Origin of the sequence: Microbacterium zouquanmingi (genome assembly GCF_052266675.1) — a bacterium.
Taxonomy (GTDB): domain Bacteria; phylum Actinomycetota; class Actinomycetes; order Actinomycetales; family Microbacteriaceae; genus Microbacterium.
In genome coordinates this window covers 119,206-145,210 of the sequence record NZ_JBQPRA010000001.1, presented here as the reverse complement: position 1 = coordinate 145,210, position 26,005 = coordinate 119,206, and the positions used below count along the sequence as shown (strand labels likewise).

General features: G+C 66.4%; 23 protein-coding genes. 11 read left to right on the top strand and 12 right to left on the bottom strand.

All coding sequences use genetic code 11. From position 1 onward, the window contains the following. Window positions 1–3 precede the first annotated feature (3 nt). The 9 genes from ACTU6V_RS00695 to ACTU6V_RS00655 all read right to left on the bottom strand — a co-directional run bounded on the left by ACTU6V_RS00695 (window position 4) and on the right by ACTU6V_RS00655 (window position 10,582). Window positions 4–2,649 (bottom strand): penicillin acylase family protein, encoded by a 2,646-nt coding sequence (locus ACTU6V_RS00695; RefSeq protein ID WP_443474654.1) that lies wholly within the window; start codon window positions 2,647–2,649, stop codon window positions 4–6. Between the two features lie 109 nt (window positions 2,650–2,758). Continuing rightward, window positions 2,759–4,189, bottom strand: coding sequence for an argininosuccinate synthase (argG, locus tag ACTU6V_RS00690; protein ID WP_443474653.1), 1,431 nt, complete (start codon window positions 4,187–4,189; stop codon window positions 2,759–2,761). A gap of 76 nt (window positions 4,190–4,265) precedes the next feature. After that, complete coding sequence (locus tag ACTU6V_RS00685; protein ID WP_443474652.1) at window positions 4,266–5,363, bottom strand: hypothetical protein; 1,098 nt, start codon at window positions 5,361–5,363, stop codon at window positions 4,266–4,268. Further along, entirely contained in the window at window positions 5,357–6,130 is a 774-nt protein-coding gene (locus tag ACTU6V_RS00680; protein ID WP_443469636.1) for a tetratricopeptide repeat protein, read from the bottom strand. Before ACTU6V_RS00680 ends, ACTU6V_RS00685 begins: the two co-directional genes overlap by 7 nt. Further along, the gene (locus ACTU6V_RS00675; protein WP_443474651.1) at window positions 6,127–7,149 is read right to left on the bottom strand and encodes a vWA domain-containing protein; all 1,023 of its coding nucleotides are present in this window, start codon (window positions 7,147–7,149) and stop codon (window positions 6,127–6,129) included. The genes ACTU6V_RS00680 and ACTU6V_RS00675 overlap by 4 nt, the downstream gene beginning before the upstream one ends. Next, the gene (locus ACTU6V_RS00670) at window positions 7,146–8,132 is read right to left on the bottom strand and encodes a VWA domain-containing protein (protein ID WP_443474650.1); all 987 of its coding nucleotides are present in this window, start codon (window positions 8,130–8,132) and stop codon (window positions 7,146–7,148) included. Before ACTU6V_RS00670 ends, ACTU6V_RS00675 begins: the two co-directional genes overlap by 4 nt. Continuing rightward, on the bottom strand, window positions 8,123–8,611 hold the full coding sequence (locus ACTU6V_RS00665) for a hypothetical protein (RefSeq protein ID WP_443469633.1): 489 nt from the start codon (window positions 8,609–8,611) through the stop codon (window positions 8,123–8,125). The genes ACTU6V_RS00670 and ACTU6V_RS00665 overlap by 10 nt, the downstream gene beginning before the upstream one ends. Beyond that, the gene (locus ACTU6V_RS00660; RefSeq protein ID WP_443474649.1) at window positions 8,598–9,485 is read right to left on the bottom strand and encodes a DUF58 domain-containing protein; all 888 of its coding nucleotides are present in this window, start codon (window positions 9,483–9,485) and stop codon (window positions 8,598–8,600) included. Before ACTU6V_RS00660 ends, ACTU6V_RS00665 begins: the two co-directional genes overlap by 14 nt. A gap of 2 nt (window positions 9,486–9,487) precedes the next feature. Continuing rightward, entirely contained in the window at window positions 9,488–10,582 is a 1,095-nt protein-coding gene (locus tag ACTU6V_RS00655; RefSeq protein ID WP_443469631.1) for an AAA family ATPase, read from the bottom strand. A 182-nt stretch (window positions 10,583–10,764) separates the two neighbouring features. On the opposite strand from ACTU6V_RS00655, the gene ACTU6V_RS00650 reads away from it, so the two are divergent. The 10 genes from ACTU6V_RS00650 (at window position 10,765) to ACTU6V_RS00605 (ending at window position 22,318) form a co-directional block, all read left to right on the top strand. After that, window positions 10,765–12,918 (top strand): adenylate/guanylate cyclase domain-containing protein, encoded by a 2,154-nt coding sequence (locus ACTU6V_RS00650; protein WP_443474648.1) that lies wholly within the window; start codon window positions 10,765–10,767, stop codon window positions 12,916–12,918. A 1-nt stretch (window position 12,919) separates the two neighbouring features. Next, window positions 12,920–14,365: a mechanosensitive ion channel domain-containing protein gene (locus ACTU6V_RS00645; RefSeq protein WP_443474647.1), complete on the top strand. Its 1,446-nt coding sequence runs from the start codon at window positions 12,920–12,922 to the stop codon at window positions 14,363–14,365. Between the two features lie 82 nt (window positions 14,366–14,447). Beyond that, window positions 14,448–15,734: an adenylosuccinate synthase gene (locus tag ACTU6V_RS00640; protein ID WP_443469628.1), complete on the top strand. Its 1,287-nt coding sequence runs from the start codon at window positions 14,448–14,450 to the stop codon at window positions 15,732–15,734. Between the two features lie 13 nt (window positions 15,735–15,747). Then, the gene (locus tag ACTU6V_RS00635) at window positions 15,748–16,941 is read left to right on the top strand and encodes a lactonase family protein (protein WP_443474646.1); all 1,194 of its coding nucleotides are present in this window, start codon (window positions 15,748–15,750) and stop codon (window positions 16,939–16,941) included. A gap of 163 nt (window positions 16,942–17,104) precedes the next feature. Continuing rightward, the gene (locus ACTU6V_RS00630) at window positions 17,105–18,520 is read left to right on the top strand and encodes a dihydrolipoyl dehydrogenase family protein (RefSeq protein ID WP_443474645.1); all 1,416 of its coding nucleotides are present in this window, start codon (window positions 17,105–17,107) and stop codon (window positions 18,518–18,520) included. 169 nt (window positions 18,521–18,689) lie between these two features. Then, a complete protein-coding gene (locus tag ACTU6V_RS00625; protein WP_443469625.1) occupies window positions 18,690–19,532 on the top strand; it encodes an ABC transporter ATP-binding protein in 843 nt (280 codons plus the stop codon). After that, the gene (locus ACTU6V_RS00620) at window positions 19,529–20,218 is read left to right on the top strand and encodes an ABC transporter permease (RefSeq protein ID WP_443469624.1); all 690 of its coding nucleotides are present in this window, start codon (window positions 19,529–19,531) and stop codon (window positions 20,216–20,218) included. Before ACTU6V_RS00625 ends, ACTU6V_RS00620 begins: the two co-directional genes overlap by 4 nt. Next, window positions 20,215–20,946: an ABC transporter permease gene (locus ACTU6V_RS00615; RefSeq protein WP_443469623.1), complete on the top strand. Its 732-nt coding sequence runs from the start codon at window positions 20,215–20,217 to the stop codon at window positions 20,944–20,946. Before ACTU6V_RS00620 ends, ACTU6V_RS00615 begins: the two co-directional genes overlap by 4 nt. A gap of 22 nt (window positions 20,947–20,968) precedes the next feature. Beyond that, a complete protein-coding gene (locus tag ACTU6V_RS00610) occupies window positions 20,969–21,886 on the top strand; it encodes an ABC transporter substrate-binding protein (RefSeq protein ID WP_443474644.1) in 918 nt (305 codons plus the stop codon). 54 nt (window positions 21,887–21,940) lie between these two features. Beyond that, window positions 21,941–22,318, top strand: coding sequence for a hypothetical protein (locus tag ACTU6V_RS00605; protein ID WP_443474643.1), 378 nt, complete (start codon window positions 21,941–21,943; stop codon window positions 22,316–22,318). Between the two features lie 8 nt (window positions 22,319–22,326). Here the strand turns inward: ACTU6V_RS00605 and ACTU6V_RS00600 are convergent, their stop codons facing one another. After that, complete coding sequence (locus tag ACTU6V_RS00600; RefSeq protein WP_443469620.1) at window positions 22,327–23,577, bottom strand: AI-2E family transporter; 1,251 nt, start codon at window positions 23,575–23,577, stop codon at window positions 22,327–22,329. Between the two features lie 61 nt (window positions 23,578–23,638). Here ACTU6V_RS00600 and ACTU6V_RS00595 point away from each other — a divergent pair, with 61 nt between their 5' ends. Beyond that, window positions 23,639–23,938 (top strand): chorismate mutase, encoded by a 300-nt coding sequence (locus tag ACTU6V_RS00595; RefSeq protein ID WP_443469619.1) that lies wholly within the window; start codon window positions 23,639–23,641, stop codon window positions 23,936–23,938. Between the two features lie 43 nt (window positions 23,939–23,981). Here the strand turns inward: ACTU6V_RS00595 and ACTU6V_RS00590 are convergent, their stop codons facing one another. Both ACTU6V_RS00590 and ACTU6V_RS00585 read right to left on the bottom strand, forming a co-directional pair. Then, on the bottom strand, window positions 23,982–25,235 hold the full coding sequence (locus ACTU6V_RS00590; RefSeq protein ID WP_443469618.1) for an ankyrin repeat domain-containing protein: 1,254 nt from the start codon (window positions 25,233–25,235) through the stop codon (window positions 23,982–23,984). 12 nt (window positions 25,236–25,247) lie between these two features. Continuing rightward, window positions 25,248–25,967 carry a DUF4822 domain-containing protein gene (locus ACTU6V_RS00585; RefSeq protein ID WP_443474642.1) on the bottom strand — a complete coding sequence of 240 codons (720 nt, stop codon included), beginning with the start codon at window positions 25,965–25,967 and terminating at the stop codon, window positions 25,248–25,250. Window positions 25,968–26,005: the final 38 nt, after the last annotated feature.

Genomic DNA, 26,005 nt, shown 5'->3' with positions numbered 1-26,005 from the left:
GCTCTATTCCGCGGGCGTCAGCACCAGAGTGTCGACAGCAGCCTTGTCGACGGCATCCGGGCTGAAGGCCCATACCGTCTGGATGCCGGCGGCCCAGTCCTCGGTCTGATCGACGTAGTGCTGGTGGAACGCATGACCGGATGCTCCGGTGAGGTGGTTCCACGAGGATTCGTCGAAATCGGCGAGGTCGATGATCATGCGCATAGACGGCACGGTCGTCGTGGCGTAGGACTCGCCGATGCTCCACCCGGTGGCATTGACGACGGATGCTCCGCCGCCGACCGGGTACGGTCCGCGGTTGAACAGCGCCTCGATCGGTGCGATTCCAGAGGAGCCGAGCGTGTCACTGGTGAGCGTGATGGCATGCAGGTCGCCCCAATTCCACCGGGAGACGACATTGCCCTGCAGCGAGACGAGCTCATCGTAGGCCTGCTCGGCAGAGAGTGTGAGCATCTCATCCATGCCGTTCACGTCAATCTGCTCATTCGTCCAGAGCGGGTCGCTCGGATCGTCGAGCAGTGCGTCCATGACAGTGAACAGGCGGCTCTGGCTTCCGTACGGGAGCGGCTTCTCGCGGTTCGCGAAGACATTCAGCACGAGGTTCGACCAGAGCACGTTCGCGTAGGCGGCGGCTGCGGAGTCGGCGTTGTTCTGCGCGTCCCAGGTGCGAAGAAGCGCGACGGCCTCCTTCGGGCCGTCGCCTGCGACCGTGACGTCGGCCATGACCGTCGCCAGCTTCTTGCCCACCCACATCTGGTTGTCGTTCTGGATATCACGCATGTCCTGCGCGGTGATGGGGCCGGCGGCAGCGGTGCGCTCGATGAGGTAGGCGATGCGAGCGGCACGATAGCCGTAGTCCCAGTCGCGCGAGAGGAAGTAGTCGTAGTCGTCCGTCACGATGGCGTTGTTCGCCGTGACGATGTAGCCCGACGACGGGTTATACGAGACGGGGAGTTCTTCGAACGGGATGTACCCCGTCCAGTCGTAGGCGCTGTCCCAGCCAGGCTGCGGCAGCCAGCCGTCGCCGGCGCCGCGGATCGGCAGCCGGCCAGGAGCCTGGTAGCCGATGTTGCCATCGATGTCGGCGTAGATGAGGTTCTGCGCGGGGACATCGAACTGGGATGCCGCGGCGCGGAAGTCCTCGAAACTCTGCGCCGTATCGAGCGCGAAGATCGCCGTTGCGGTCTTCCCCGGATCGAGCGCGGTCCAGCGCAGCGACACGGCGTACTCGCCCGTCATGGCAGCTGCGGCATCGGTCTCACCCTGCACGAGCGCATCGCCCTCTGCCCAGACGTCACCGTCGGCGAGCGCGGTGAAGTCGTCGGTGAGCCCCGAGATGATCGGGCCGTGCGCGGTGGAACGGATCGTCAGATCGATGTCTTCGCCACCCGCGACCTTCACGGTCTCTTCGCGCACGTCCAGTGGCACGAGCGCGCCATCGCGCCAGTACGAGTCGCCGTCGATCTTCTCGATATAGAGATCTGCGACGTCAGTGGTGAGGTTCGTGAAACCCCACGCGACCGTGCCGTTGTGGCCGATCACGACTCCGGGCAGGCCCGAGAACGAGAACCCGCCCACGTCGAACGGGCATTCGGCTGACACGGTCGAACAGCGCAGCTGCACCTGATACCAGACGCTCGGCAACGCCGCCCCGAGGTGCGGGTCATTGGCCAGCAGCGGCATCCCGCTCTCGGTGAGCTTGCCCGAGACGACCCAGGAGTTCGAGCCGATGCCCTCACCGGCATCGCCGACCAGCAGTCCCGCAGCTTCAATGACGCTGTCGGCCTCGGTCCACTCGATGGTCGTGATGGCGTTCTGGACCTCGGAGTCGCCGTTTGTGGTGAACGAGGCCGGCGCGGTATCTGTATCGGACTCGGGGGGAGCGACCGTGGACATCTTCGGCACGATTACCGGGTTCTCATCGAACGGGTACGCAGGATAGAGCTTCTCGAGCAGCGCGAGGGTGTCGTCAGGGTTATCGGCGTCACCGGTCTCTGCGGCGAGCAGCGCTCGCTCGGTCTCCGACTCGACGTTGGTGCGCAGGTCCCAGGCCATGGCCTTCAGCCACGCCACCGAATCGGCGGGCACCCAAGGCTCGATCTCGTAGTCAGGGTTCTGTATTCCGAGGACGGCATATTCCAGCGAGACCTGTGCACCGTCGTGCCCTGACAGGTAGGCGTTCACACCGTTGGCGTAGGCCTCGTAGTACGACAGGGTTGTCTCATCGAGTGCGTCGACCTCCTGCTCTGCCACGTCGCGCCAGCCGAGAGTGCGCAGGAACATATCGGTGCCGGCCTGCGATTCGCCGAACATCTCCGAGACGCGGCCGCTGGTGACGTGGCGGCGGAAGTCCATCTCGAAGAACCGGTCCTGCGCGTGCACATACCCCTGGGCGTAGAAGAGATCGTCAGTGGAGTCGGCGGTGATCGTCGGGACGCCCAGCGCATCGCGCTGCACCGTGACCTCGGATTGCAGCCCGGTGAGCTTGAGCTCACCGGAGGTCTGCGGGAAGGAGCGCTGGATCGTCCACACGACGAAGAACGCGACCGCAACGGCGACGACGATGAGAGCCGCAACGACGATGAAGGCGATGCGGCCGATCTTCGCGCCGAGGCGCCGGGGTGCGGGGGGCTGAGGTGCAGTCGTCATTGAAGCTCTTTCAGGGTCACCAGTGAGATTCAGTCCCACTGAACCTCGGAGCGCGTTTCGGGTGCGCGCTCTGGAAGCCTAACCGATCAGAGTCGAATGACGTTCGCGTTCAGTCCGTGCCGGAGTCGAAAGCCGCGCCTTCGGATGCGGCATCCACAGCGTTCGCGAGGGCTTCATCCTCGGCATCCGACGCGGTGATCTCGGATGCTTCGCCCGCAGTCACACGACCGACGAGCTCGCCCGTGGCGCCACCCACGAGGCCGAGGCTCGCGTACTGCTCGAGGCGCGAGCGCGAGTCGGCGATGTCGAGGTTGCGCATCGTCAGCTGACCGATGCGGTCGACCGGGCCGAAGGCCGCATCTCCCACGCGCTCCATCGAGAGCTTCTCCGGACCGTACGAGAGGTTCGGCGAGACGGTGTCGAGGATCGTCCAGTCGTCGCCGCGGCGGAGGCGGATCGTCACAGTGCCCGAGATCGTAAGCCCGACCCAGCGCTGGATCGACTCGCGCAGCATGAGCGACTGCGGCTCGAGCCAGCGTCCCTCGTACATGAGGCGCCCGAGGCGGCGGCCCTGCTCATGGTAGGTCGCGAGGGTGTCCTCGTTCAGGATGCCGTTGACGAGGCGCTCGTAGGCGATGAAGAGCAGCGCCATGGCCGGGGCTTCGTAGATGCCGCGCGACTTCGCCTCGATGATGCGGTTCTCGATCTGGTCGCTCATGCCGAGGCCGTGGCGTCCGCCGATCGTGTTCGCCTCGTTCACGAGCGCCACCGGGTCGGAGTACTCGACGCCGTTGATGGCGACGGGACGTCCGGCCTCGAAAGTGACCGTGACATCCTCGGTCTCGATCGCGACGGAGGGGTCCCAGAACTTCACGCCCATGATCGGGTCGACGGTCTCGAGCGAGACGTTGAGGTGCTCGAGGGTCTTCGCCTCGTGCGTGGCACCCCAGATGTTCGCGTCGGTCGAGTAGGCCTTCTCGGCGGCGTCGCGGTACGGGAAGCCGTGCTCGACGAGCCACTCGCTCATCTCCTGGCGGCCGCCGAGCTCGGTGACGAAGTCAGCGTCGAGCCAAGGCTTGTAGATGCGCAGGCGCGGGTTGGCGAGCAGACCGTAGCGGTAGAACCGCTCGATGTCGTTGCCCTTGTAGGTGGAGCCGTCACCCCAGATGTCGACGCCGTCTTCCTTCATGGCGCGAACGAGCATGGTGCCGGTGACGGCGCGGCCGAGGGGGGTGGTGTTGAAGTAGGTCTTGCCGCCAGAGCGGATGTGGAACGCACCGCACTGCAGGGCGACGAAGCCTTCTTCGACCAGGGCGGTCTTCGCGTCGATGATGCGGGCGATCTCGGCGCCGTACTCGAGCGCGCGGCCGGGGATCGACTCGATGTCGTCCTCGTCGGGCTGGCCGAGGTCACCGGTATAGGTGCAGGGGATCGCTCCCTTGTCGCGCATCCATGCGACAGCGACGGAGGTGTCAAGGCCTCCGGAGAAGGCGATGCCGACGCGCTCGCCGACGGGGAGTGACTGAAGGACCTTGGACATGGTGTCCAGTCTATCGGCGGGTGGCGTGTCGTCTGTTCTCCTCCGGTTCGAGTGGATGCTGAGGACGAACCGCCACTCAGTACCCCGGGTACTCCCGCATCCGCTCTTCGAACTCTTCGCGGTCAGCCTCGCTGAGCAGCTGAGGTGCGAGGAACGAGATCCGCAGACCCTCCAGGGGTTCACCGGTCTTTGCGCTGTCGGACTCGCGCTCCGCGCGCAGCTCACCGGCCGGGTCATTCGAGAGATCGAAGAGCACCGCGTAGAACCGCAGCGGATCGGGGTAGTTGTCGGTGTACCACTCCCAGGTGTGCTGCGTGTGCGCGTCCGCGGTGCCGTAGAACTTCTCGAGGATCGTGTCGTCGAGGCTCGAGGACGGTTCGTTGAACGAGTACATCCCGTAGAAGCCGCGCTCGACGAGCACGTCTTCGATCACGCGCATGACCTCGAGCTTGCGGTCGTAGTCCTGGACCGGCTCATTCGTCATCCACGGCACGGAGATGTACTGCACCAGCATCGACTCGCCGCCGTATCCGTTGCGTTCGGGGCGCAGGTCCTCTGGTCCGACTTGCGTCCACGTATACCCGAAGCGGTCGCTGAGGCGCTGGCGGATCTGGGCCGACGCGGCATCGCTCTCGGCGCGCACCTCTTCGAGCGAAGGCTGCGCGAGGACTTCGGCAGCCGACAGATCCTTGACGCCCGGATACGCCGCCGCGTGCCTCTGCTCCGCGGTCTGCTGGCCGCCGTAGCTTCCGGATGCCGAGGTCTGCAGCGCGCTCATCGCACCCACCGTCGCGACGTTCAGCAGCAGCATGATGACCAGAGCGGATGCTCCGAGCACCCGCCCGCGCGGCGAGCACAGTGCGGCGATGATCACTCCCACCACGACCAGTTGCAGCACCAGCATCGTGGCGCCGTAGAGCAGATCGGTGCCGCCGGCGAACAGCGTCGCCAGCAGAGTCAGCGCGAACAGAATGGCGGCGACCAGCGCGATCCACCCGATTGCGCCGGCGGACTGTTTCTCGGCCGTCGCCTCAGCGCTGTTGACGAGCGGGGCTGTCGGGAACAGCGGCGGCTGCGCGGTCGGGCGCCTGGCGCCCTGATATCCACCGGGTGGCGGAAGAGGAGGCGCGCCCTCGGCCCCAGCGATGTAGCGGGCCCGCTTCGGATCTACCATGGCTTGTCCGTCCCGCCGCCGGGGCCGTCTTCATCGCCCTGGTTCTGCTGCCGCTCCTCGGCGCCCTGTTCGAGCTTCTTCTGCAGTTCGTCGAGCTTGTCCTGGTTCGGCTGAGTCTGCTGCTGTTCATCTCCCCGGTCAGGGTTCTGCTGCTGATCGCTCTGCTGCTGCTTCTCCTGCAGGCGGTCCTGCAGCTCGCCGAGAGTGTCACTCATGCTGCGGTCAGGGTCCGGTGACTGCTGATCGGCCTCTTCGCTGTCGCACTCCTCCGGCGTCTCGGCGGTCACCTTCAGCGCCTCGCCGTACAGCTGCACGGAACCCGGGCCATCACCGTCCGCGCGCGCGGCATCGCCCTGGCGCTCGATCACGAGTGCGAGATTCACGCGCACGGCGCAGACCTCGAGACCGGATGCCAGGGGCAGCGCCTCCTCGAGCTTGCTGCGGGCGGCATCGAGCTCCTCCGCGCCCGCGAGGGCTGTACCCAGGTTGTAGGGAGCCTTGTACGGCTCGAACCAGTTCAAGAACTCCTGACTCTGCGCGGCTGAGGTCGAGCCCGAGTAGTCGCCCACGACGTAGGTCGAAATCGCCTGGTGGGCGAAGCCGTACATGCTCAGCAGTTTGCCGACGAACAGCAGCGCCGCGAGGGTGAGCGGGAGCGTGCCGATCAGAACCCAGCGCCGGATGCGCCGACGACGCCGATTCGCCGCGAGAAGAGCGGCCGCGGCATCCGCCTGCCCTTCGACAGGCTCCGAGATCGTCGGGATCATGCGTCGCCCCCTCGAACAGCGAGTCCGCGCAGCTGCGTCACGAGCATCGTGGCGCGTGCGAGCTCCACTCCCAGCAGCACCACGATGAGCAGCGCGAACACCCAGTACAGCTCGATGACGTTGCCCACCGAACCGGACTCGGCGTAGTTCGTCGTCGTGGTCGGCGCCTCCGGCAGGTCGAGGGAGGATGTGGCATCCCGGAGCTGGAGCGGAACGCCCAACTCATCCGCGATCGCCTGCAGGTTCGCCTCATCGAGGACTGACATGGCCGGTGTGCCCTGGTACTCGATGTATTCGCCGGCATCGCTTCCGGTCCCTGAGCCTGTCGAGTCGGTCCCTGAGCTTGTCGAAGGGTCGCCGGAGGTGATCTTCATCGGGCCGCCCTCGCTCGTGCCGTAGCCGAGCACTTCACCGCCGTCGATGAACTCCGCGCTACCGGCGAACGACTCCGGCTCGGTTGTCACGGTCTGCTCACCATCGCCGAGGTAGAACACCATGCGCGAGCGGTCAGGCGCCGACTCCGCCGCAGCGGCGAGCGTCTCTTCGAGCATCGTGCTCGCGATGCCGATCGAGCTACCGCGCGACTGCGATGTGACCTCGGGATGCAGGATCTCGAGCGAGGAGATCAGCGCTGTGGTGTCCGTCGTCAGCGGCAGCCGCTGCTCGGCGGACGCATCGAAGGTGATCAGCGCGAAGCGCGCCCCCGGATACTCGTCGACGATCGATTGCACATCGGCGCGCACGCCGCTAAGCCGCGGCTGGTCGCCGTCCCAGTCCTCCGCGACGATGCTCGCTGTGGTGTCGAGCACGATGACGATGTCGGTTTCGGTTGCCAGAGTCTGCACGGCACCGCCGGGAATACCGGGACGCAGCAGCATGAAGAAGCACGCCAGCAGCATCACCAGGCGCATCGTCCACATGACACGGTGTCCGCGCATCAGCATCCACACGGCGACGGCCGCGACCGGCGCGAACAGCAGGATCAGCAGGAAGATGTTGAGGACGGGCTGGAAGATCACAGGCGCACCCTCCACATCAACACGATGAATCCGAGGGCGAGCACGAACAGCACGGCGATCCACACGTTCGGGGTGTCGGTCCAGACCACTTGTGCCTGGCCGCGCAGCTCGGTGGCATCCTGCTCCTGCACGTCGGCGATGATGTCGGCGACGGTCGTCGTGTCGCGCAATCCGTAGGCTTCGCCGCCCGTCGCCTGGGCGGCGGAGACCAGCTCGTCGCTGATCTCGGTGTTCACTCCCTGCACGGGATTGAGAGCGAAGACGCGCACACCGGCGGATGCTGCGTAGCTCGCAGCCTCCTCGAGCGAAACGATGGAGGCCCCGGCGAGCTCGTTGTCTGTGGCGAGGATGATCGAGCGGCTGCGTTCGTCGTCCTGGTGATCGAAGCGCATGGCACAGGATGCGAGGCCGTCGCCGATGAGCGAGGCGCCGGGGCCGTTGAGAGTGCCGACCCAGTGCTCGGGGATCTCCTCCATGTAATCGAAGCTCGAGCGGATGCTCTCGAGGTGCGTGCGGATGAACTCGTAGTCATCGGTCAGCGGGAAGACCTGCACAGGAGAGCTGTTGAAGATCGTCAGCCCGATGCGCTCGCCTTCGAAGCCGTCGAGCAGCTCTTCGAACACTGTGAGCACTTCGACGTCGACGTCGCTCATGGATCCCGAGACATCCAGGCACAGCATGATGTCGCGGCTGGTGTTGACGGGCTGGATCGTCTGGGACGACATCGGCCGGGCGGCGACCACGCCGCCGATGACCGTCGCGATCACGCCGAGAGCGATGACGCCGGCGAGGGCCGCAGTGCGCCGCTGCACGGCGCGGCGGAACGAGGGGAGCCCCCGCAGGCGTTCAGCGCGGGCGATCGGTGCGCTCGGTGCGGACTCGTGCTGCGCGCCCCGCTGCAAGCCGATCAGTAGACCGGTGCCGATCGCGATGACGATCACCGCGACGGCGATGAGGACGACCCACCAGTTCGCTAGTGCCATGTCGCCACCACCTTGCGGGCGGCCTCTGCGCCAGCGTGCGGGTCGAGGGCGGGGCCTCTGCGGAAGGCGTTCGGGTAGTAGTGCCGAGCCATCGCTTCGACGAGCGCCGGCTGCACGCCCATCTTCACGAGGTCATCGAGCGCGAGCACGGGAGCCTCGAGCCCGCTGTACTCGTTGACGAACGCGCGCACGACGCGGCTCAGCTCAAGGTTCGCGCTGCGCGCGGTCAGCGCTCCCGCCCGGTACGCGGCCTCGATCAGATTGATCTCTGCGTCATATTCCATTCGTAGCATAGACAGTACATCGCCCGTCGGCGGAGCGATCGGCATGTGACCGGCAAGCGTGATGCTGCGCTTCGGACGCGTGAGGAAGAACAGCAACCACCCTGCGAGAGCGAGCAGGGCAAGGATGCCGAGGGCGAGGAGGATCCAACCCCATCCGTACTGCGCGGGAGGGTACAGCTCGTCAGCGGCGGACATGCGCCCTCCGATTCAGCAGGCGCAGCAGCTCTCCCACCGCGGCATCTTGCGTATCGAGAGCGGCGCGGCTGATCTCTAACCGGTCGAGTAGATCGTCGCGTCGCGCGGCATCTGCCCGGGATTGTGCGGCGATCTCGCCGAGCACCTCGGCATCGCCATGCACGAAGTCGGGGACCGCCCAGCGGGTGTTCACATCTGCACGTGCGGCGTGAGAGGCGAAAGGGAGTGCGGGGTCGGCATCGCGCAGCGTGATCCACAGCACATCATGCTGCACGCGCAGGCGGCGCAGCATCCGCTCGGTCTCATCGGTGACGGGGGCGTCATCGGTGACGACCACGACGATGCACCGCTTCGCGACCGTGCGCGCGACGTACGAGAGCAGCGCGTCGCGATCGCTGGGTGCGCTCGCGTTCGCGATCTCATGATCGAGCGCGCGCAGCGCGTGCTCGAGCGCACCTTCGCTGCGCCCCGGCGCGCGACGGCGGATGCGCTGGACGTCGCCGTGCACGACGCTGAAATCGTCACCGTGCCGAAGGGCCAGGATGCCGAGGGCCCCGGTGGCGAGGATCGCGAGGTCCTTCTTCGGTTGCTCATCGTGTGCGAGCGCGGTCATCGAGAGGCCGGTGTCGACCACGAACAGCACCGTGTGCATGCGGTTCGCGCGGTGGCGCTTGACGAGCGGCTCACCCATCCGTGCCGTCGCCCGCCAGTCGATGTCGCGCACCTGATCGCCGTACTCGTACTGGCGCAGGTCCTCGAAATCGAGGCTGCGCCCGTGCAGAAGAGACGCGTAGGCGCCGTCGAGCGCGTGCATCGACTTCTGCGACGAGTGGATGAAGAGCTTGCTCTTCACCTGGGTGATCAGGCTTGCCATCGTCAGGGGGTGGGGACTGCGCCGAAGATCTGATCGATGATCTCCTCGCTCCGGATGCCTTCGGCATCTGCCTCGAACGTGAGCAGCACCCGGTGGCGGAGCACGACGTGACGGAGGGTGCGGATGTCTTCGGGCAGCACGTGCGTGCGGCCGCCCAGCAGCGCGAGAGCACGGGACGCCTGCAGGAAGGCGATGCTTGCTCGAGGGCTGGCGCCGTACTTGATGAAGCGCGCGCGGTCCTCGCCGATGTAGGGCCCCGGGTTACGGGTCACGTAGGCGAGCTGGACGATGTAGTTGCGGATCGAGGCATCCACATAGATCTTGGATGCTGTCTCCTGCAGCGCCAGGACATCTTCGAGCGTGACGGCACTGGTGACATGCCGGTCGGGGTCGAGCACGCCGGAGTCGATGCGGCCGAGGATCTCGAACTCCTCTGCGGGACTCGGGTACTCGACGATCTCCTTCAGCAGGAAGCGGTCCATCTGCGCTTCGGGCAGCTCGTAGGTGCCCTCCTGCTCGATCGGGTTCTGCGTCGCGATCACCAGGAACGGCTTGGGGAGGTGGTGCACCTCACCGCCGATCGTGGTCTGATGCTCCTGCATCGCCTCGAGCATCGCCGACTGCGTTTTGGCGCTCGAGCGGTTGATCTCGTCGAGCAGCACAAAGTTCGCGTGGACGGGGCCGAGAACAGTGCGGAAGGACCCGGTCTGCGCGTCGTAGATCTGGTTGCCGGTGATGTCGCTGGGCAGCAGGTCGGGCGTGCACTGGATGCGCTTGAAGCTCGCCTTGACGGTGTCGGCGAGGGTGGATGCGGCGGTCGTCTTCGCGAGTCCAGGAACGGACTCGAGCAGAATGTGCCCGCCGGCGATGAGGGAGACCAGCAGGCTGGTGCGCAGCCGCTCCTGACCGACCATCTTCGCCGAATAGGAATCGGAGATGACCTTCAGGATGCTGCCGGCGTGCGACATCTCGGCACTGGTGGGGCCGTCGCCTGTCGAAGGGGTCGGAACCGCCGCAGCGGGCCGCGGCGCGGGGGAGCGAGGTGGGGGAGGCGGGGCGGCGGGGCCCTTCGGGCTGGCGGCGTTCGACTCGTCCATCACTGTCTCCTCGCGTCGGCGGGGTCGCAGATCGTTTCCCCCGAAACAGCGTAACCGCCGCAACCGCCATCGCGAGTCAGACGCGGGTGCCGCTAGATTCGATCTCAGCGGCGGGGGGAACCGTGCACAGTCACCGGGAATCGGGATCCTCGCCTGACCGCGCACGACGAATGGAGAACCCGTTGGCTGACCCTGATACCCTCGCGCCGCCGCGCCCCAGACGCTGGAAGCGGCTTCGCGGTGGACTGAGCATCCAATCCAAGCTCCTGCTCATGCTGCTCAGCGTCAGCTTGGTCTCGGCGGTCATCGTCGGAGCCATCGGATTCACCAATGGTCGGCAGGCGCTGCAGGATTCGGCACTCGACCAGCTCATCAGCATCCGGGAATTGCGTGCCGCGGAAATCACCGAGACCATCGACTCGGTCATCCGCGATGCGTCGCTGCAGTCACGCAATCTCAGTGCGCAGACGCTGTCGCAGACCATGAATGCGGCGTTCGATGAGCTGCAGAGCGATCCGCTCAGCGAGGAACAGCTCGAGACGCTGGAAACCTACTACGCGGAGGTCTTCATCCCCCCGCTCGAAGAGAGCTCGGAGACGGAGTACAGCGATACCGCTTTCATTCCTGACTCGAACGCCGGACAACGCCTGCAGCTCGGCTACACCTCGCGCAACCTCGACCTCGATGAGGACTACCAAGAGCTGCTTGCGCGAGAGGATCTCGGCGACGGCACGGCGTACTCGGCCGCGGCCGCACAGTACGGTGATTACCTCACGCACCTCGTTGAAGAGGCCGGGTACGAGGATGCGCTGCTGTTGAATCTCGACGGCGATGTGGTCTATTCCGCGTACAAGGGCCCAGATCTCGGCACGAACGTAAACACCGGGCCGTATCGCGACACCCTGTTCGCGCAGGCGTATCGCGATGTGACCGCCACGAACTCTGTCGACGCAGTGGAGATCACGGATTTCGAGGCATGGATTCCCTCGCTGAACCACCCCACGATGTGGGTCGTGTCACCCGTGGGCGACGACGATGGCATCACCGGGGTCATGGCGTTCCAGCTGTCTCTCCACAGGATCAACAACGTGATGACCGGTGGCGAGCAATGGGCGGAACAGGGACTCGGCGAGACCGGAGAGGTCTACTTGGTCGGCCGCGACGACCTGATGCGCAGCAATTCGCGTCTGCTCATCGAGCATCCCGACACGTACGCGGAGCGTGCGGCCGACGGCGGCACCTCCCCGAGCATCGCGAGTCGCATCGCCGAGATCGGGGGAGCGGTTCTCCTGCAGCCTGTGACGACCCGGGCTATCTCGGAGGCTCAGGCCGGGCGTGCCGGCACAATGACCGGCCTGGACTATCTCGGCGGAGACAGCGTCATCGCCTACGCTCCGCTGCACATCGAGGGTCTGGATTGGGTGATCAACGCGCGGATCGATACTGCGGAGGCGTTCGCTCCCGTGGTGGAGTTCACCCGCAACGTGCTGCTTTCGCTGCTCGGCATTCTGCTGGGGGTCTCTCTGCTCTCGCTCGTGCTCGCGCAGGCGTTCACTCGGCCGATCCATCGGCTGGTCGGCGCCGTGCGTCAGGTGGCCGCGGGGGATCTGAACGTGCAGGTTCCCGGCGGGGCGAGAGACGAGTTCGGTGACCTCGGCAACGCGTTCAACGACATGGCCTCGAGCCTGCGCGTCAAGCAGGAGCTCATCGAGGAGCAGCAGAAGGAGAACGAAAAGCTGCTGCACACGCTCATGCCTGAGAGTGTGGCCAACCGGTACAAGAAGGGTGACGAGACGATCTCCGAGGCTCACGAGAACGTCTCGGTGGTCTTCGCCGAACTCCTGGGGTTCGACGACTACGCGAGAGGGCTGACCGCGGAGCAGGAGACCAGCCAGCTCAACACTCTGATGCGTGGCATCGACGAGGCTGCCGCCAAGGCCGGTGTCGAGAAGGTCCGGACCCTCCATGGTGGATACCTGGCCTCATCTGGTCTCGTGATCCCGAGGGTGGATAACGTGCGCCGCAGCGTCGAGTTCGCCCGCCAAGCGGTCGAGGTCCTCGACCGCTTCAACGCGCAGAACGGCACGTCGATCACACTGCGTGCCGGCATCGACACCGGCACTGTCACGAGCGGACTCGTGGCGCGCACCAGCCTGGCGTACGACCTGTGGGGCGACGCGGTGAATCTGGCGTATCGGGTGCGCTCGGTGTCGGGGCAGCCTGGCATCTACGTGAGCCAGACGGTGCGTGACCGCACGCAGGAGATGGTCGACTACGTCGAGGCCGGCACGGTCGAGACGCAGGGACAGACCGAGACCGTCTGGAAGGTGGTCTGAGATGACCGAGGCCTTTCGCGACGGGTGGGCGTGGTGGGTGATCGCACTCGCGATCGGTGTGCCAGTGCTGCTGGTGGTCCTCACCGAGGTGATCGGCGCGCTGGTGCGCCGCAACAGTCCGGTCGCTGCACCCATCAAGCTGCTCCGCAACTGGGTGGTGCCGGCGGGCGCACTGTTCGCGCTCCTGATCTTCGCGGTGCGGTCTCCGGCCGACCAGGTCTGGGTGCGCGTCGTCGCCACCGTCTTCGGTTTCCTGGTGATTCTGCTCGTGCTCTCGTCGTTCAACGTGGCGCTGTTCGCGAATGCCTCTCCGGGGTCGTGGCGCGATCGCATTCCGACGATCTTCGTCGAGATCGCCCGGCTGGCCCTGGTGGTCGTCGGGCTCGCGCTCCTGTTCTCCTGGGTGTGGGATGCCGATGTCGGCGGCCTGATCACGGCGCTCGGAGTCACGTCGATCGTGATCGGCCTCGCGTTACAGAATGCGGTGGGCGGTGTCATCTCCGGCCTGCTGCTGCTGTTCGAACAGCCGTTCAAGATCGGAGACTGGCTCGACACCGGCGGCGTGAAGGGGCGGGTCGTTGAGGTCAACTGGCGGGCCGTGCACATCCAGACCGGGGCAGGCATTCAGATCGTGCCGAACTCGACCCTGTCTGGTGCCTCGTTCACGAACATGAGCGAGCCAGCGGGACCGTACTCTGCGAACGCGACGGTGAGCTTCTCCACCGATGACCCCCCGCACGAGGTGATCACGATGCTGATCGACGTCGCCGATGCGCTCCCCATGCGGCTGCACCGGCTGCGCGCGTCGGTCGAGTACGCCGGGAGCGGCTCGTACGGCGTGTCGATTCCCGTCATGGGCCCTGCTGATGCCGACAGCGCACTCTCGATGTATCTGTCGTGGCTCTGGTACGCGGCGCGCCGGCGGGGCTTCGCGCTGGATGGCGACTCGACCGATCCGGTCGCTGAGCCCGCGCGTCTCGTCGAAGCGATGGCCGCGATCGCACCGACGCTGCACCTGCGAGAAGACGATACGGAAGCGCTCTTGGACACGGCGCGTCTGGAGCGCTTCGGGATCGGTGAGATCGTGCTGGCCGCGGGCGTCATTCCCGACGAGGTCAAGGTAGTGCTCTCCGGCAGCGCCGTGCTCGGCGCGGAGTTCGATGGCGGCCGGATCGATTTCGGCACGGTCGAGAAGGGCGATCTCATCGGTCTGACCGCACTGACGCGCGAACGCACGGATGCCGTCACCGTGGCCGCCGAGGTCCTCACGCTCGTCGCGATACCGCTGACGTCGATCGATGCGCTGATCCGCACGCGCCCGAGGCTCGCCACCGAGATCGGTGAGTCACTGGAGAACAGGCGACGTCTCGCGGAGGAGAAGCTCGCGGAGCTGGGCATAGACGGCAAGCGGATTATCGAAGAAAGACGCCGCAGCGAGGGTCGCTGAATGCCCTCCGTTAGGATGGGAAGGCCCGAGAAGGGCCAGCTCATCAGTCGGTGCGAACCCGACGAAAGCAAGGGGGACACCCATGCCAGGAATTGTGATCGTCGGCGTCCAGTGGGGCGACGAGGGCAAGGGAAAGGCCACTGACCTTCTCGGTGACCGCACGAACTGGGTGGTGAAGTTCAACGGCGGCAACAATGCTGGCCACACGGTCGTGGTCGGCAACGAGAAGTACGCGCTGCACCTGCTGCCCTCAGGCATCCTGTCTCCCGGCGTCACGCCGGTGATCGGCAACGGCGTGGTCATCGACCTCGAGGTGCTCTTCGACGAGCTCGAGGCGCTCTCGGCGCGCGGCGTCGACGTCTCGAAGCTGAGGGTGAGCGCGAACGCGCACATCATCACGCAGTATCACCGCACGCTCGACAAGGTCACCGAGCGCTTCCTCGGCAAGCGCAACATCGGGACGACCGGCCGCGGCATCGGCCCGGCATACGCTGACAAGATCAACCGCGTCGGCATCCGCGTGCAGGATCTCTACGACGAGAACATCCTGCGTCAGAAGGTCGAGGGTGCACTCGACCAGAAGAACCACCTGCTGGTGAAGGTCTTCAACCGCCGCGCGATCACGTGCGATGAGATCGTCGACGAACTGCTTTCCTACGCCGAGCGGCTGCGCCCGATGGTCGCCGACACCGGACACCTGCTCGATGAGGCTCTCCAGCGCGGCGAGGTCGTCGTGTTCGAGGGCGGTCAGGCCACCATGCTCGATGTCGATCACGGCACCTACCCATTCGTGACCTCGTCGACTGCGACGGCTGCGGGCGCGGCATCCGGATCTGGTGTGGGGCCTGGGCGTCTTGACCGCATCGTCGGCATCGTCAAGGCGTACACGACCCGTGTCGGATCGGGCCCGTTCCCGACCGAGCTGCTCGACGAGCGCGGCGAGTGGCTGCGCAAGACCGGTTTCGAGTACGGCACGACCACCGGCCGCGTGCGCCGCACGGGCTGGTACGACGCCCCGATCACCCGTTACGCCACGCGGGTGAACGGCATCACCGACCTGGTGCTGACCAAGCTCGACATCCTGACCGGCCTCGAGGAGATCCCGGTCTGTGTCGCGTACGACGTCGACGGCGAGCGCTTCGACGACGTGCCCGTGAACCAGACCGACTTCCACCACGCGAAGCCGATCTACGAGTACTTCCCCGGCTGGTCAGAAGACATCTCCGTCGCCCGCACCTTCGACGACCTGCCGAAGAACGCGCAGGACTACGTGCTCGCGCTCGAGAAGATGAGCAATACGCGCATCTCGGTGATCGGTGTCGGCCCGGAGCGCGACGAGGTCATCGTCCGTCACGACCTCGTCGATTGAGTCTGTCGCGACGATGACGCAGTTCTGGATCGGCGGATACGGCACCGACATGGGCGGCGATGCCAGCGGCATCGGTCTGCTTGAGGGCGATGAGGGGCGCGAGCCCACCACTCTCGCCTACCGTGGCGCTGTCGCAGCCGCTGCGTCGCCGTCGTGGCTGGCCCAGCATCCCTCCCTCGATGTCGTTTACGCGGCGCTCGAAGGATCCGGAACCGTCCAGGCTTTCGTGCGCAACGGCGAATCTTCACTTGCGCCGTTGGGCGCGCCGATCGACGCGGGCGAGGCGGTGTGCCACCTCGCCGTCGCGCCGTCCGGTACGTATCTCGTGGCCAGCTGCTACGGCGACGGCCGTGTGGTGCGGATCACGTTGGATTCCGCCGGACGGCCAGGGGCGCCGACGGTAGCGGATGCCGCAACCGACCCGTACGGCACAGAGGGCGATCCGCGCTCCGCCGATCTCACCGACGTCCTGGCATCTCTCGCGTCCCCGCCCGAGGTCTTGCCCGAGTCCCCGCGTTCCGGACTGCTTCTGTTCGACGAGGCGCTGGGGCTGAACGCTTCTGCGCCAGAGCCCGAAGAAGAAGCTCCGGTGGAAGACGGGCCGGCCCGCCGCTCGCACGCGCATGCCGCGGCATTCCTGCCCGATGGGCGCATTGCGACGACCGATCTCGGCTTCGACCTCGTGCGCATCTGGCGCGTGACGGCGAACGGGCTCACGCAGGACCACAGAGTCGTTCTGCCGCACGGAGTGGGACCGCGCCACATGGTCGTGCACCCGAGCGGTCACCTGCATGTCGTGACCGAGTACTCCGGCGAGGTCTTCACTCTCGCCGCCGGCGAAGACGGCTACTGGGGTGCGATCTCGGCCGTCACCGCAGCTCCCGGAATGCAGGAAGGCCTCGACTTCCCCTCGGAGATCTCGCCTTCGCGCGACGGTGAGACGCTGTACGTCTCGGTGCGCGGCAGCAACACGGTCGCGGCGCTGCGTGTGCGGGGTTCTGGAGAGAGCGTCGAATCGTTCGCGCTCGCCGAGTCCGGAGTCGACTGGCCGCGGCACCACCTCGTGCACGACGGCGCTCTGCTCGTGGCAGGTCAGCGATCAGGCGCCATCAGCGTGCTCGACCTCGATGAGCGCACGGGCGCGCCCCGCGGCATCCGCCATCGCGCAGCGGCGCCCTCGCCGACCAGCATTCTGCTCGCCCGCTGACCTGCGCCGATCTCGGACGCTGGCGGCGCACGTCCCGCGTCAGTCCGCCGCAGGCCGCAGGAGTCTCCTTTACAGGTGTGACCCAGGCGGAAACAACCCCGGTGACATCGCGTTGCACTTCGGCAAGACTGGTGCGGTATCGGCTCGGACGGAAGGCTTCATAATGGCCACGGATGAATACGACCTGATCGTCCTCGGGGGCGGTCCTGTCGGCGAGAACGTCGCGGACCGAGCCGTGCAGGGCGGACTCACCGCGATCATCGTCGAGAGCGAGCTCGTCGGAGGTGAATGCTCGTACTGGGCGTGCATGCCATCGAAGGCGCTGCTGCGACCCGCGCAGGCGCTTCGGGCAGCCCAGCACGTGCAGGGCGTCATCGGTGGGGAGCTTGATCCTGCCGGAGTCCTCGCCCGGCGCGATTCGTTCACGAGCAACTGGTCGGATGCTGGCCAGGTGAAGTGGCTCGAGTCGGCCGGCATTGATCTTGCTCGCGGTCACGGCCGCATCACCGGCCCGCGCGAAGTCACCGTGACGGCCGAAGACGGCACCACGCGGATTCTCACGGCGAAGCACGCGGTCGCGATCAGCACCGGCACGGATGCTTCGATCCCGCCGATTCCCGGTCTCATCGAGGCCAGTCCTTGGACGAGCCGCGAGGCGACGAGTGCGCAGGAGATCCCGGCATCCCTCGCCATCATCGGCGGCGGAGTCGTCGGCATCGAGATGGCCACCGCCTATGCCGGGCTCGGTGCACAGGTCACGCTGATCGCGCGCGGTGGGCTGCTCTCGGGGATGGAGCCGTTCGCGGGCGAACGCGTCGCCGCGAGCCTGCGCGATCTCGGCGTCGAGGTGCGCCTGAACACCAGCACCGAGAAGGTGACCCGGGGCGACGACGGCGTCACGGTCACTCTCGACGATGGCACAGACGTCACGGCATCCGAGGTTCTCGTGGCGACCGGGCGCACTCCGCGCAGCGGTGATATCGGCCTCGAAACGGTGGGGCTGGAGCCAGGGAAGAGCATCCAGACCGACGACACGCTGCGTGTGCCGGGAAGCGATTGGCTGTATGCCGTCGGCGATGTCAACGGCCGAGTCCTCCTGACACACCAGGGTAAATACCAGGCCCGCGCGGCGGGCGATGTGATCGCCGCCCGCGGCAACGGCGATGACGTCGACGTCGCCGCGTGGGGGCGTCACGTGGCGACAGCGGATGCCGCAGCCGTTCCGCAGGTCGTGTTCGCCGATCCCGAGGTGGCGTCGGTCGGTCTCACCGCCGCGGCGGCGCAGGATGCCGGATACACGACCCGCGTGATCGACTACGACCTCGGTGGCGTTGCGGGTGCCAGCCTGCGCGAAGACGGCTACAGCGGTCAGGCGCGCATGGTCATAGACTCCGAGCGCGACGTCATCCTCGGCGTGACCTTCGTGGGCCCTGATGTCGCTGAGCTGCTCCATGCCGCGACCGTCGCGATCGTCGGCGAAGTGCCGATCACGCGCCTCTGGCACGCGGTGCCGTCGTATCCCGCGGTCAGTGAGATCTGGCTCCGCCTGCTGGAGGCATACGGGCGGGAATCTGCCTAGATCGGCCCCGCATGTCTGACCATTCCCATACGCTCGAAACCGAACCGAGGAGACACCATCATGAAGGCTGTGCTCGCAGGAACCGTGATCGCCGAGCGGGTGGGCGAGGACATCTCCGCTCACATCGCGTTCGCGCCCGACAGGGAGGTCGGGCCGTAGCGGTCTGCTCATGATCGAGTTCCGCTCAGTATCGAAGAGGTTCCTCGACGGCACGCTGGCCGTCGAGGATTTCAGTCTCATGTTGCCTTCGCGCAAGACCACGGTCTTCGTCGGGTCATCCGGATGCGGCAAGACGACGCTGCTGCGGATGATCAACCGAATGGTCGAGCCCACCAGCGGAGACGTCGAGATCGACGGTTCGAGCGTGCTCACCGGCAACCCGGTGGCTCTGCGCCGCAGCATCGGCTATGTGATGCAGAACTCCGGCCTCATGCCGCACTTCTCGGTCATCGACAACGTCGCGACCGTGTTGCGGCTGAACGGCACATCGAAGAAGCAGGCCCACGATCGGGCACGTGATCTGCTCGACACTGTGGGCCTTGATCGCTCGCTTGCCGACCGGTATCCGAGCCAGCTCTCCGGCGGTCAGCAGCAGCGGGTCGGGGTCGCTCGTGGCCTTGCTGCGGACCCCAACATCCTGCTGATGGATGAGCCCTTCGGCGCCGTCGACCCGATCGTGCGGGCCGATCTGCAGCAGGAGCTCATCAGGCTGCAGCGCGACCTCGACAAGACCGTCGTGTTCGTCACGCACGACATCGACGAGGCGTTCCTGCTCGGCGATCAGGTCGTCATCCTCGACAAGGGCGCGCGCATCGTTCAGGTCGGAAGCCCGAGCGAGATCATCGAGAACCCGGCCGATGACTTCGTCTCCGCATTCATCGGCGTCGAACGTGGCAAGCGGGCACTGCGCATCAAGCAGACACCGCGCGGACGCGTCGTGGTCGATTCCGATGGGCGCACCCAGGGCGCGCTGCTCGACGACGCGGATGCCGGTGAGCCGAGGACACCATGACCTGGGTCGCCGACAACCTCGACCTGATCTTCGGGCTGGCTCTGACGCATCTACGGCAGAGCGCGATCGCCATTGTGATCGGGTTCATCCTGTCGCTGCCGCTGGGGTGGATCGCGTGGCGGTACCGGCTCGTCCGCGGCCCGATCATCGTCCTCACAGGCCTGCTCTACACGATCCCCTCGCTCGCGCTGCTGATCCTGCTTCCCTCGGTGCTCGGGTACCAGGCGCGCCTCGAGATCAACCTCGTCGTCGGTCTCACGATCTACGCCGTGGCGATCCTCGTGCGATCGGTCGCCGACGGTCTCGATTCGGTCGACCCCGACATCCGCCAGGCAGCCACAGCGGTCGGCTACGGAGGGCTGCGCCGGTTCTGGACTGTTGATCTCCCGCTCGCAGGCCCGGTGATCCTGGCCGGTCTCCGGGTCGCCGCGGTCAGCACGATCTCGCTCGCCACGGTCGGCATCCTCGTCGGGGTCGAGAACCTCGGCTACCTGTTCACGAACGGACTGCAGCGCCGTATCATCCCCGAGGTGCTCGCCGGCGTGCTCGCGGTCGTCATCATCGCCCTCGTGATCGATCTGCTGCTCATGCTCGCCGGACGCGCGATCATGCCGTGGACGCGTGCCGCTGCGGTCGCGGGCCGTAGCCACCGCCGACCGGCACTGCCGATGAGGGCCGCCGCATGAATCTCTTCGCGGATGCCTTTGCCTGGTTGTTCTCGCCCGAACGGCTCGAGGGCCAGTACGCGCTGCCCACGCTGCTCGGACAGCACCTGTTCTACACCGTGATCTCCGTGCTGATCGCGGCCGTCATCGCTGTGCCGACCGGCTGGGCGATCGGCCACACTGGTCGCGGTCGCGAGGTCGCCGTCGCCATCTCGGGTGCAGCCCGTGCTGTCCCGTCGTTCGGACTCATGGTCCTGCTCGTGCTGGTGCTGGGTGTGCTTCGGGTGCCGGAGGCCGCGACGATCACGTTCGTGCTGCTGGCGATCCCCTCGCTGCTCGCCGGTGCCTACACCGGACTCGAAGCGATCGACCGGCGCGTGATCGATGCGGCTCAGGCCACGGGGATGACGCAGTGGCAGGTGTTCTGGAAGGTCGAGGTACCGCTCGGCATGCCCCTTCTCGTCGGCGGCCTTCGCGCGGCGACCCTGCAGGTCATTGCCACGGTCACCATCGCCGCCTATGTGAATCTCGGCGGACTCGGCTGGCCGATCATCCAGGGCATTCCCCTGCGCCGCTTCGACCAGGTGCTGGGCGGTGCGATTCTCGTCGCCGTTCTCGCCCTCATCGTCGACCTGCTGCTCGCCCTCGCTCAACGGGCAGCGGTGCCGGCCGGCATCCGCGCCGCCGAACCCCGCACGACCACACCGCGCGCGGCCCGTCGCGCGGCAGCATCCACAGCATCCGCTTGACTCCCCACCAGAGAGGAACATCATGTTCACCGCACGCAGATCACGCTTTGCCCTTGCGACCGGAGTCGCGCTCGCCGCAGCTCTCGCCCTGGCCGGCTGCTCCAGCAGCAACCCGCTCGACGCCCCCACTGAAGAGTCATCCGGTGGCAGCACCGACACGATCGTTGTCGGATCGCAGGCCTACTACTCGAACGAGATCGTCGCCGAGATCTACGCCCAGGCGCTCGAGGGTGCCGGCTACACCGTCGACCGCCAGTTCAACATCGGTCAGCGCGACGCCTACATGCCCGACCTGGAATCCGGTGCGATCGGGCTGTTCCCGGAGTACACCGGCAACCTGCTCGAGTACTTCGATGACGCAGCCGACGCCACCAGCCCCGAAGACGTCTACGCGGCGCTGCAAGATGCTCTGCCCGGTGGCCTCACCGCACTCGACTACGCCGAGGCCAGCGATCAGGACACCTACACCGTGACCACCGAGTTCGCCGAGGCGAACAGCCTCACAACGATCGCCGACCTCGCGAACGTCAGCGGGCAGGTCACGATCGGCGGTGCGCCCGAGTTCGAGCAGCGTCCGTACGGGCCGGCGGGTGCCAAGGAGGTCTATGGCGTCGACCTCGCATTCTCTGCTACGGGTGACACGACGCTCGAGTCGCTGCTGGCCGGCACGATTCAGGTTGCCGACATCTACAGCGCCGACCCTGCGTTCGAGACCGAGGACATCGTCGCGCTCGAGGATCCGGAGAACCTGATCCTTGCCTCGAACGTCGTCCCGATCGCGTCCAGCGATATCGCCGACGAGATCGCCAGCGTCATCAATGCGGTCAGCGCAGAGCTGTCTGCCGAAGACCTCGTCGCCCTCGGCGTGCAGAGCACGGTCGACCAGAAGTCTCCCGACGAGATCGCGAAGAAGTGGCTGACCGACAAGAGTCTCATCTGACCTTCATAGGGTGACCTCGCGGCGGTGCGTGAGAAGGCTTGAGAGAATGGGCGTATGCCCGGACCCACAATCACCGCACGCGAGGTCGCTCAGCGGCTGGACATCCCCGTCGAGATGGCCGCCCGCCACGGGCTCGACGGTGGAATGAGCGAAGAATCACTCACCGCGATCGAACAGGATCCGCCGGCCTGGCTCGTCCAATCGCGCGCGAACCGCAAGAAGGGCGCGCGCCCCGTCTGGGCCACCTTGACGTGCGTCGTCTGCGGGTTCACCGAGTCAGCCCGTCCCAAGAAGTGGTGGCCGGAGTTCACCTACCTCAGCTGCCGCACTCACGCGCCGCAGGATGTTCCCGCCCCGGCATCCGATCAGCACCGCACTGAGATCGAAGGCGTCGGCAGCCGATTCATAGGCATCGTCGACGTGACCGTCTGAGTGCGACCCTAGACTCGGGAATCCTGCCTCGGAATCCAGAGCTTCTTGATGATGATGAGGATGGATGCTGTGACCGGTACAGCGACCAGCGCTCCGAGCAGTCCGAGCAGCGTGCCTCCGACGAGTGCGCCGATCACGACCAGCGAGCCGGGAATAGAAATCGCCCGGTTCATGACGCGGGGCGTCAGGAAGTACGACTCCACCTGCATGTAGACCAGATAGATCACGGCGAACACCAGCGCGAGGAGCGGGTCGGAGAACAGCGCGATTCCGGTTCCGATCACCCAGAAGATGAGTGAACCGACCAGCGGGATCAGCGTGATGAGGAACGCGACGACCGCCAACAGCAGCGGGAATGGCAAGCCCATCACCGAGTACAGGATCAGCACGATCATCGAGTTGATGAAGGCCAGAATCACCATGCCCATCACATAACCGCCGACGGAGTCGGTGATCTGCTCGGTGATGGCTGCGGTGTTGGCGCGATCGCGGGCCGGCACCAGACGCAGCATGGCCTGCTTGATGGTCGGCAGTGTGGCGACGAAGTAGATGACCAGCACGAGAACGATGACAATGCCGGAGATTCCGCTGGCAATCGACGCGCCGACCTGGAGTGCTCCGCCGCCGATCGTGGCGATGTTGCTCGGGTTGGTGAGGAAGTGCTGCACGTCGGCGACGAGATCCTGGAACTGATCGCCGAACTGCCCCTCGAGCGTCTTGTAGATATCGCTCGAGGTGAAGTCGCTGATGAGCCCTGGCACGCTCTTGACGAACGAGGTGATCTGCTCGACGACCGTCGGAATGATCGTCCACAGCACGAGGCCCAGCACGACGATCAGCGCGATGAGGACGACCACCACGCTCCATCCACGGCCGATGCCGCGGCGCTCGAGGAAGCGCACCGCGGGGTCGAGTCCCAGCGCGGCGAAAAGTGCGAGCGCGATGTAGATGAGCACCGTGGAGAGGTTCGACAGGGCGAATCCGAGCAGGAGCGCCCCGAGTCCGCCGAGAGTGACGAGGAACCCGAAGGTGAACGGCCGATCGATGCGCGTCCAGACCGACCGCGACGACGGCTCCGGCTCGACGACCGGCTTCGGCGTGAGGGGGACCTCGGCTGGCTCGGGCTTGGGCTCCTTCCGCTTCTTCGACGTGGTCTTCGCGACTCGCGTTCGTGATGTCGGCGCGGCAGGAGTTTCTGGCGCCGTCACCTCGGCGGAAGAGCCGGACTCGTCGGATCCGGCGGGCAAATCGTTGCTCATGCGCCCACTCTAGAGGTCATCGGCGCGATATCGTCATAAGCGCCGACGAACAGGGAGAGTCATGACCGACGCTGAGGATGCCCGCGCCGAGTTGCTGCGCCTGCGCGGCACGATCGACAACATCGACGCCGCACTGATCTATATGCTCGCCGAGCGATTCCGCGCTACTCAGCAGGTCGGACTCCTCAAGGCTGAACATGCGATGCCGGCATCGGACCCACGTCGTGAAGAGCAGCAGGTCGCGCGCCTGCGCGCTCTCGCCGAAGAGGCGCACCTCGACCCCGAGTTCGCCGAGAAGTGGTTCAACTTCGTCGTGGCCGAGGTGATCCGGCATCACACCGAGGCGGCCGAGGGGCGCTGACTCGCGGCTCCCGCTGCCCCGCCGCCCCGCCGCCCCGCCGCGATCAGGCGGTGCCGGCGCTCTCCAAGACCCGGACGACGCCGGTCTGCCCCTTCGCGCGGGCATGATCCAGGGCGGTCGTGCCGTTGCCATCCGGGATGTTGACGTCAGCGCCGGCTTCGACGAGCGAAGTCACCAGGTCGACGTATCGTGGTGATCCGTCGCCGAAGACGACCGCTTCGAGCAGAGCTGTCCAGCCCAGGTTGTTCACGTGATTCAGGTCGACCCCGGTCGTCACGACCCGTGCGATGTAGTCCGCGTGTCCGCGCTCGCCGGCGGGGATGGGAGAGAGTCCGCCGTAGCGGTTGGGGATCGACATATCTGGGTTCGCCGGCAGCAGCGCCTCGAGCATGGCGACGCTTCCGGTCACGCCGGTGACGAGCCACGGAGTGTCGTGCTGGTGGTCGAGCGCATCCGGATCAGCGCCGAGCGCGACGAGCAGCCGCGCGACATCGACGTGATCGTGCGTGGATGCCAGGAGCAGCGGAGTCTGCTCGCGATCGTTGCGGGTCTCGAGGTCTGCCCCCGCGCGCAGCGCGAGAGCCGCGGCATCCGCATCGCCATCCCGAGCGGCGGCGAGGAGCTGCTGGTCGGCATCGGCCTGCTCGACCCCGTTCAGAGAAGCGGCAGCGCGCAGAAGTTCGCCCTGCGGCTGCAGCCCGTGCTCGTCTGTGAGCTGTGCCGGAGTCAGGCCGTCTCGTTCAGCGGGAATGTTCACATCTGCTCCTCCTGCGACGAGTACTCGCACGGTGTCCACATAGTCATCGGCGGCATCCGCCTTCGCGAACACGAGTGCCTCGTGCAAGGCTACCCAGCCGAGATTATTGACGTGGTCCACGTCGATTCCGGCCTGGATCAGGCGCCCGACGATCCCCGCGTGGCCCCGCTCGGCGGCGCGGATGAGCCCGGTGCCGTCCCACGAATCCAGACTCGTCACGTCGGCGCCGTGCTGGAGGGTGAGGTCCAGCAACGGAAGGTATCCCTCACTGGTGGCGATGAGGTAGGCGCTCTGTTCGGTGGAATCTTTGGCGTTCACATCTGCTCCTGCTTCGATCAGCTGGGCTGCCTCTTCGACGTCGTTCGCCCAGGCTGCCGCGATGAGCTTCGCATCGAGGTCGGCCTGTGGAGCCCCCGAGGAGGGGGGAGCCGGGGACTCCACAGGGGTCTTGGCCGGGGCCGATGCCCCGGCGACGCAACCGGTCAGCACGAGAGCCGCCGACATCGCGGTCGCTGCGAGAAGAAGTGCGCGAATGGTCATGATGGCGGTGATTCAGCTCGTGCGTCCGCGGCGAACCATGCGCGTGATGTACACGGCGGCGCCACCGAGCAGAGCAACGATTCCGGCGACGAGTGCGACGATCGGACCAGCGTTGCCCGTCTCTGCGAGCTCATCGGATGCTTCGCCGTCAGCGGCGTCGCCGTCCGGGGCGATCGTCACGACCTCTTCGTCGACCGGCGCCTCGGCCAGGGGCTCGGGGTGGTCGGTGGGGGTGTGGATGATGTCGTAGAACGTTGCGGGGTCGGCAGCATCCGGGATGACCCGGTAGGTGAACTCGTCAGCGGTGAGCACGGTGATCGGAACGGTGCGCTCGAAGAGGACCTCGCCGGCGGCATCCTTCGCGACCAGTGTGCGCTCGGCGCCGTCTGCCGACACCGTCCAGTCGCCCTGCATCTTGGGGGCGTCCGCGAGGTCGTACATCGTGAAGGTTCCGTCGGTGCCGTAGTACGCCCAGCCGACGAAGTTGACGACGGCCTCGTCGGTCAGCGGGACGACGTTGCCGTCCTGATCCACGGCGCCGGTCGTTTCCCACGGCGTGCCGGACAGCACGTCCGACGGCGAGGTGGTCGATGCCGCCGCCGACACCGAGACCGGAACAGCGGTCGTTTCTGCGGCGAAGGCTCCGCCAGCCGGGACGAGGCCGATGGCGACGGCGGTGACGACGGAGGCGACGATCATGGTGCCGCGCGAGGGAGCGATACGGTTCTGCATGGTGTGCTCTGCTTTCCTGAGGGTATGCGAGCCTCGAC

What these genes read in the sequence shown, in the direction of transcription:
- ACTU6V_RS00685 (WP_443474652.1), bottom strand. Translation starts at nt 5,363, where the DNA reads ATGGTAGATCCGAAGCGGGCCCGCTACATCGCTGGGGCCGAGGGCGCG.
- ACTU6V_RS00595 (WP_443469619.1), top strand. Translation starts at nt 23,639, where the DNA reads ATGACCGACGCTGAGGATGCCCGCGCCGAGTTGCTGCGCCTGCGCGGC.
- ACTU6V_RS00605 (WP_443474643.1), top strand. Translation starts at nt 21,941, where the DNA reads ATGCCCGGACCCACAATCACCGCACGCGAGGTCGCTCAGCGGCTGGAC.
- argG (WP_443474653.1), bottom strand. Translation starts at nt 4,189, where the DNA reads ATGTCCAAGGTCCTTCAGTCACTCCCCGTCGGCGAGCGCGTCGGCATC.
- ACTU6V_RS00625 (WP_443469625.1), top strand. Translation starts at nt 18,690, where the DNA reads ATGATCGAGTTCCGCTCAGTATCGAAGAGGTTCCTCGACGGCACGCTG.
- ACTU6V_RS00610 (WP_443474644.1), top strand. Translation starts at nt 20,969, where the DNA reads ATGTTCACCGCACGCAGATCACGCTTTGCCCTTGCGACCGGAGTCGCG.
- ACTU6V_RS00630 (WP_443474645.1), top strand. Translation starts at nt 17,105, where the DNA reads ATGGCCACGGATGAATACGACCTGATCGTCCTCGGGGGCGGTCCTGTC.
- ACTU6V_RS00585 (WP_443474642.1), bottom strand. Translation starts at nt 25,967, where the DNA reads ATGCAGAACCGTATCGCTCCCTCGCGCGGCACCATGATCGTCGCCTCC.
- ACTU6V_RS00695 (WP_443474654.1), bottom strand. Translation starts at nt 2,649, where the DNA reads ATGACGACTGCACCTCAGCCCCCCGCACCCCGGCGCCTCGGCGCGAAG.
- ACTU6V_RS00655 (WP_443469631.1), bottom strand. Translation starts at nt 10,582, where the DNA reads ATGGACGAGTCGAACGCCGCCAGCCCGAAGGGCCCCGCCGCCCCGCCT.
- ACTU6V_RS00665 (WP_443469633.1), bottom strand. Translation starts at nt 8,611, where the DNA reads ATGTCCGCCGCTGACGAGCTGTACCCTCCCGCGCAGTACGGATGGGGT.
- ACTU6V_RS00640 (WP_443469628.1), top strand. Translation starts at nt 14,448, where the DNA reads ATGCCAGGAATTGTGATCGTCGGCGTCCAGTGGGGCGACGAGGGCAAG.
- ACTU6V_RS00680 (WP_443469636.1), bottom strand. Translation starts at nt 6,130, where the DNA reads ATGATCCCGACGATCTCGGAGCCTGTCGAAGGGCAGGCGGATGCCGCG.
- ACTU6V_RS00600 (WP_443469620.1), bottom strand. Translation starts at nt 23,577, where the DNA reads ATGAGCAACGATTTGCCCGCCGGATCCGACGAGTCCGGCTCTTCCGCC.
- ACTU6V_RS00590 (WP_443469618.1), bottom strand. Translation starts at nt 25,235, where the DNA reads ATGACCATTCGCGCACTTCTTCTCGCAGCGACCGCGATGTCGGCGGCT.
- ACTU6V_RS00645 (WP_443474647.1), top strand. Translation starts at nt 12,920, where the DNA reads ATGACCGAGGCCTTTCGCGACGGGTGGGCGTGGTGGGTGATCGCACTC.
- ACTU6V_RS00635 (WP_443474646.1), top strand. Translation starts at nt 15,748, where the DNA reads ATGACGCAGTTCTGGATCGGCGGATACGGCACCGACATGGGCGGCGAT.
- ACTU6V_RS00615 (WP_443469623.1), top strand. Translation starts at nt 20,215, where the DNA reads ATGAATCTCTTCGCGGATGCCTTTGCCTGGTTGTTCTCGCCCGAACGG.
- ACTU6V_RS00660 (WP_443474649.1), bottom strand. Translation starts at nt 9,485, where the DNA reads ATGGCAAGCCTGATCACCCAGGTGAAGAGCAAGCTCTTCATCCACTCG.
- ACTU6V_RS00620 (WP_443469624.1), top strand. Translation starts at nt 19,529, where the DNA reads ATGACCTGGGTCGCCGACAACCTCGACCTGATCTTCGGGCTGGCTCTG.
- ACTU6V_RS00670 (WP_443474650.1), bottom strand. Translation starts at nt 8,132, where the DNA reads ATGGCACTAGCGAACTGGTGGGTCGTCCTCATCGCCGTCGCGGTGATC.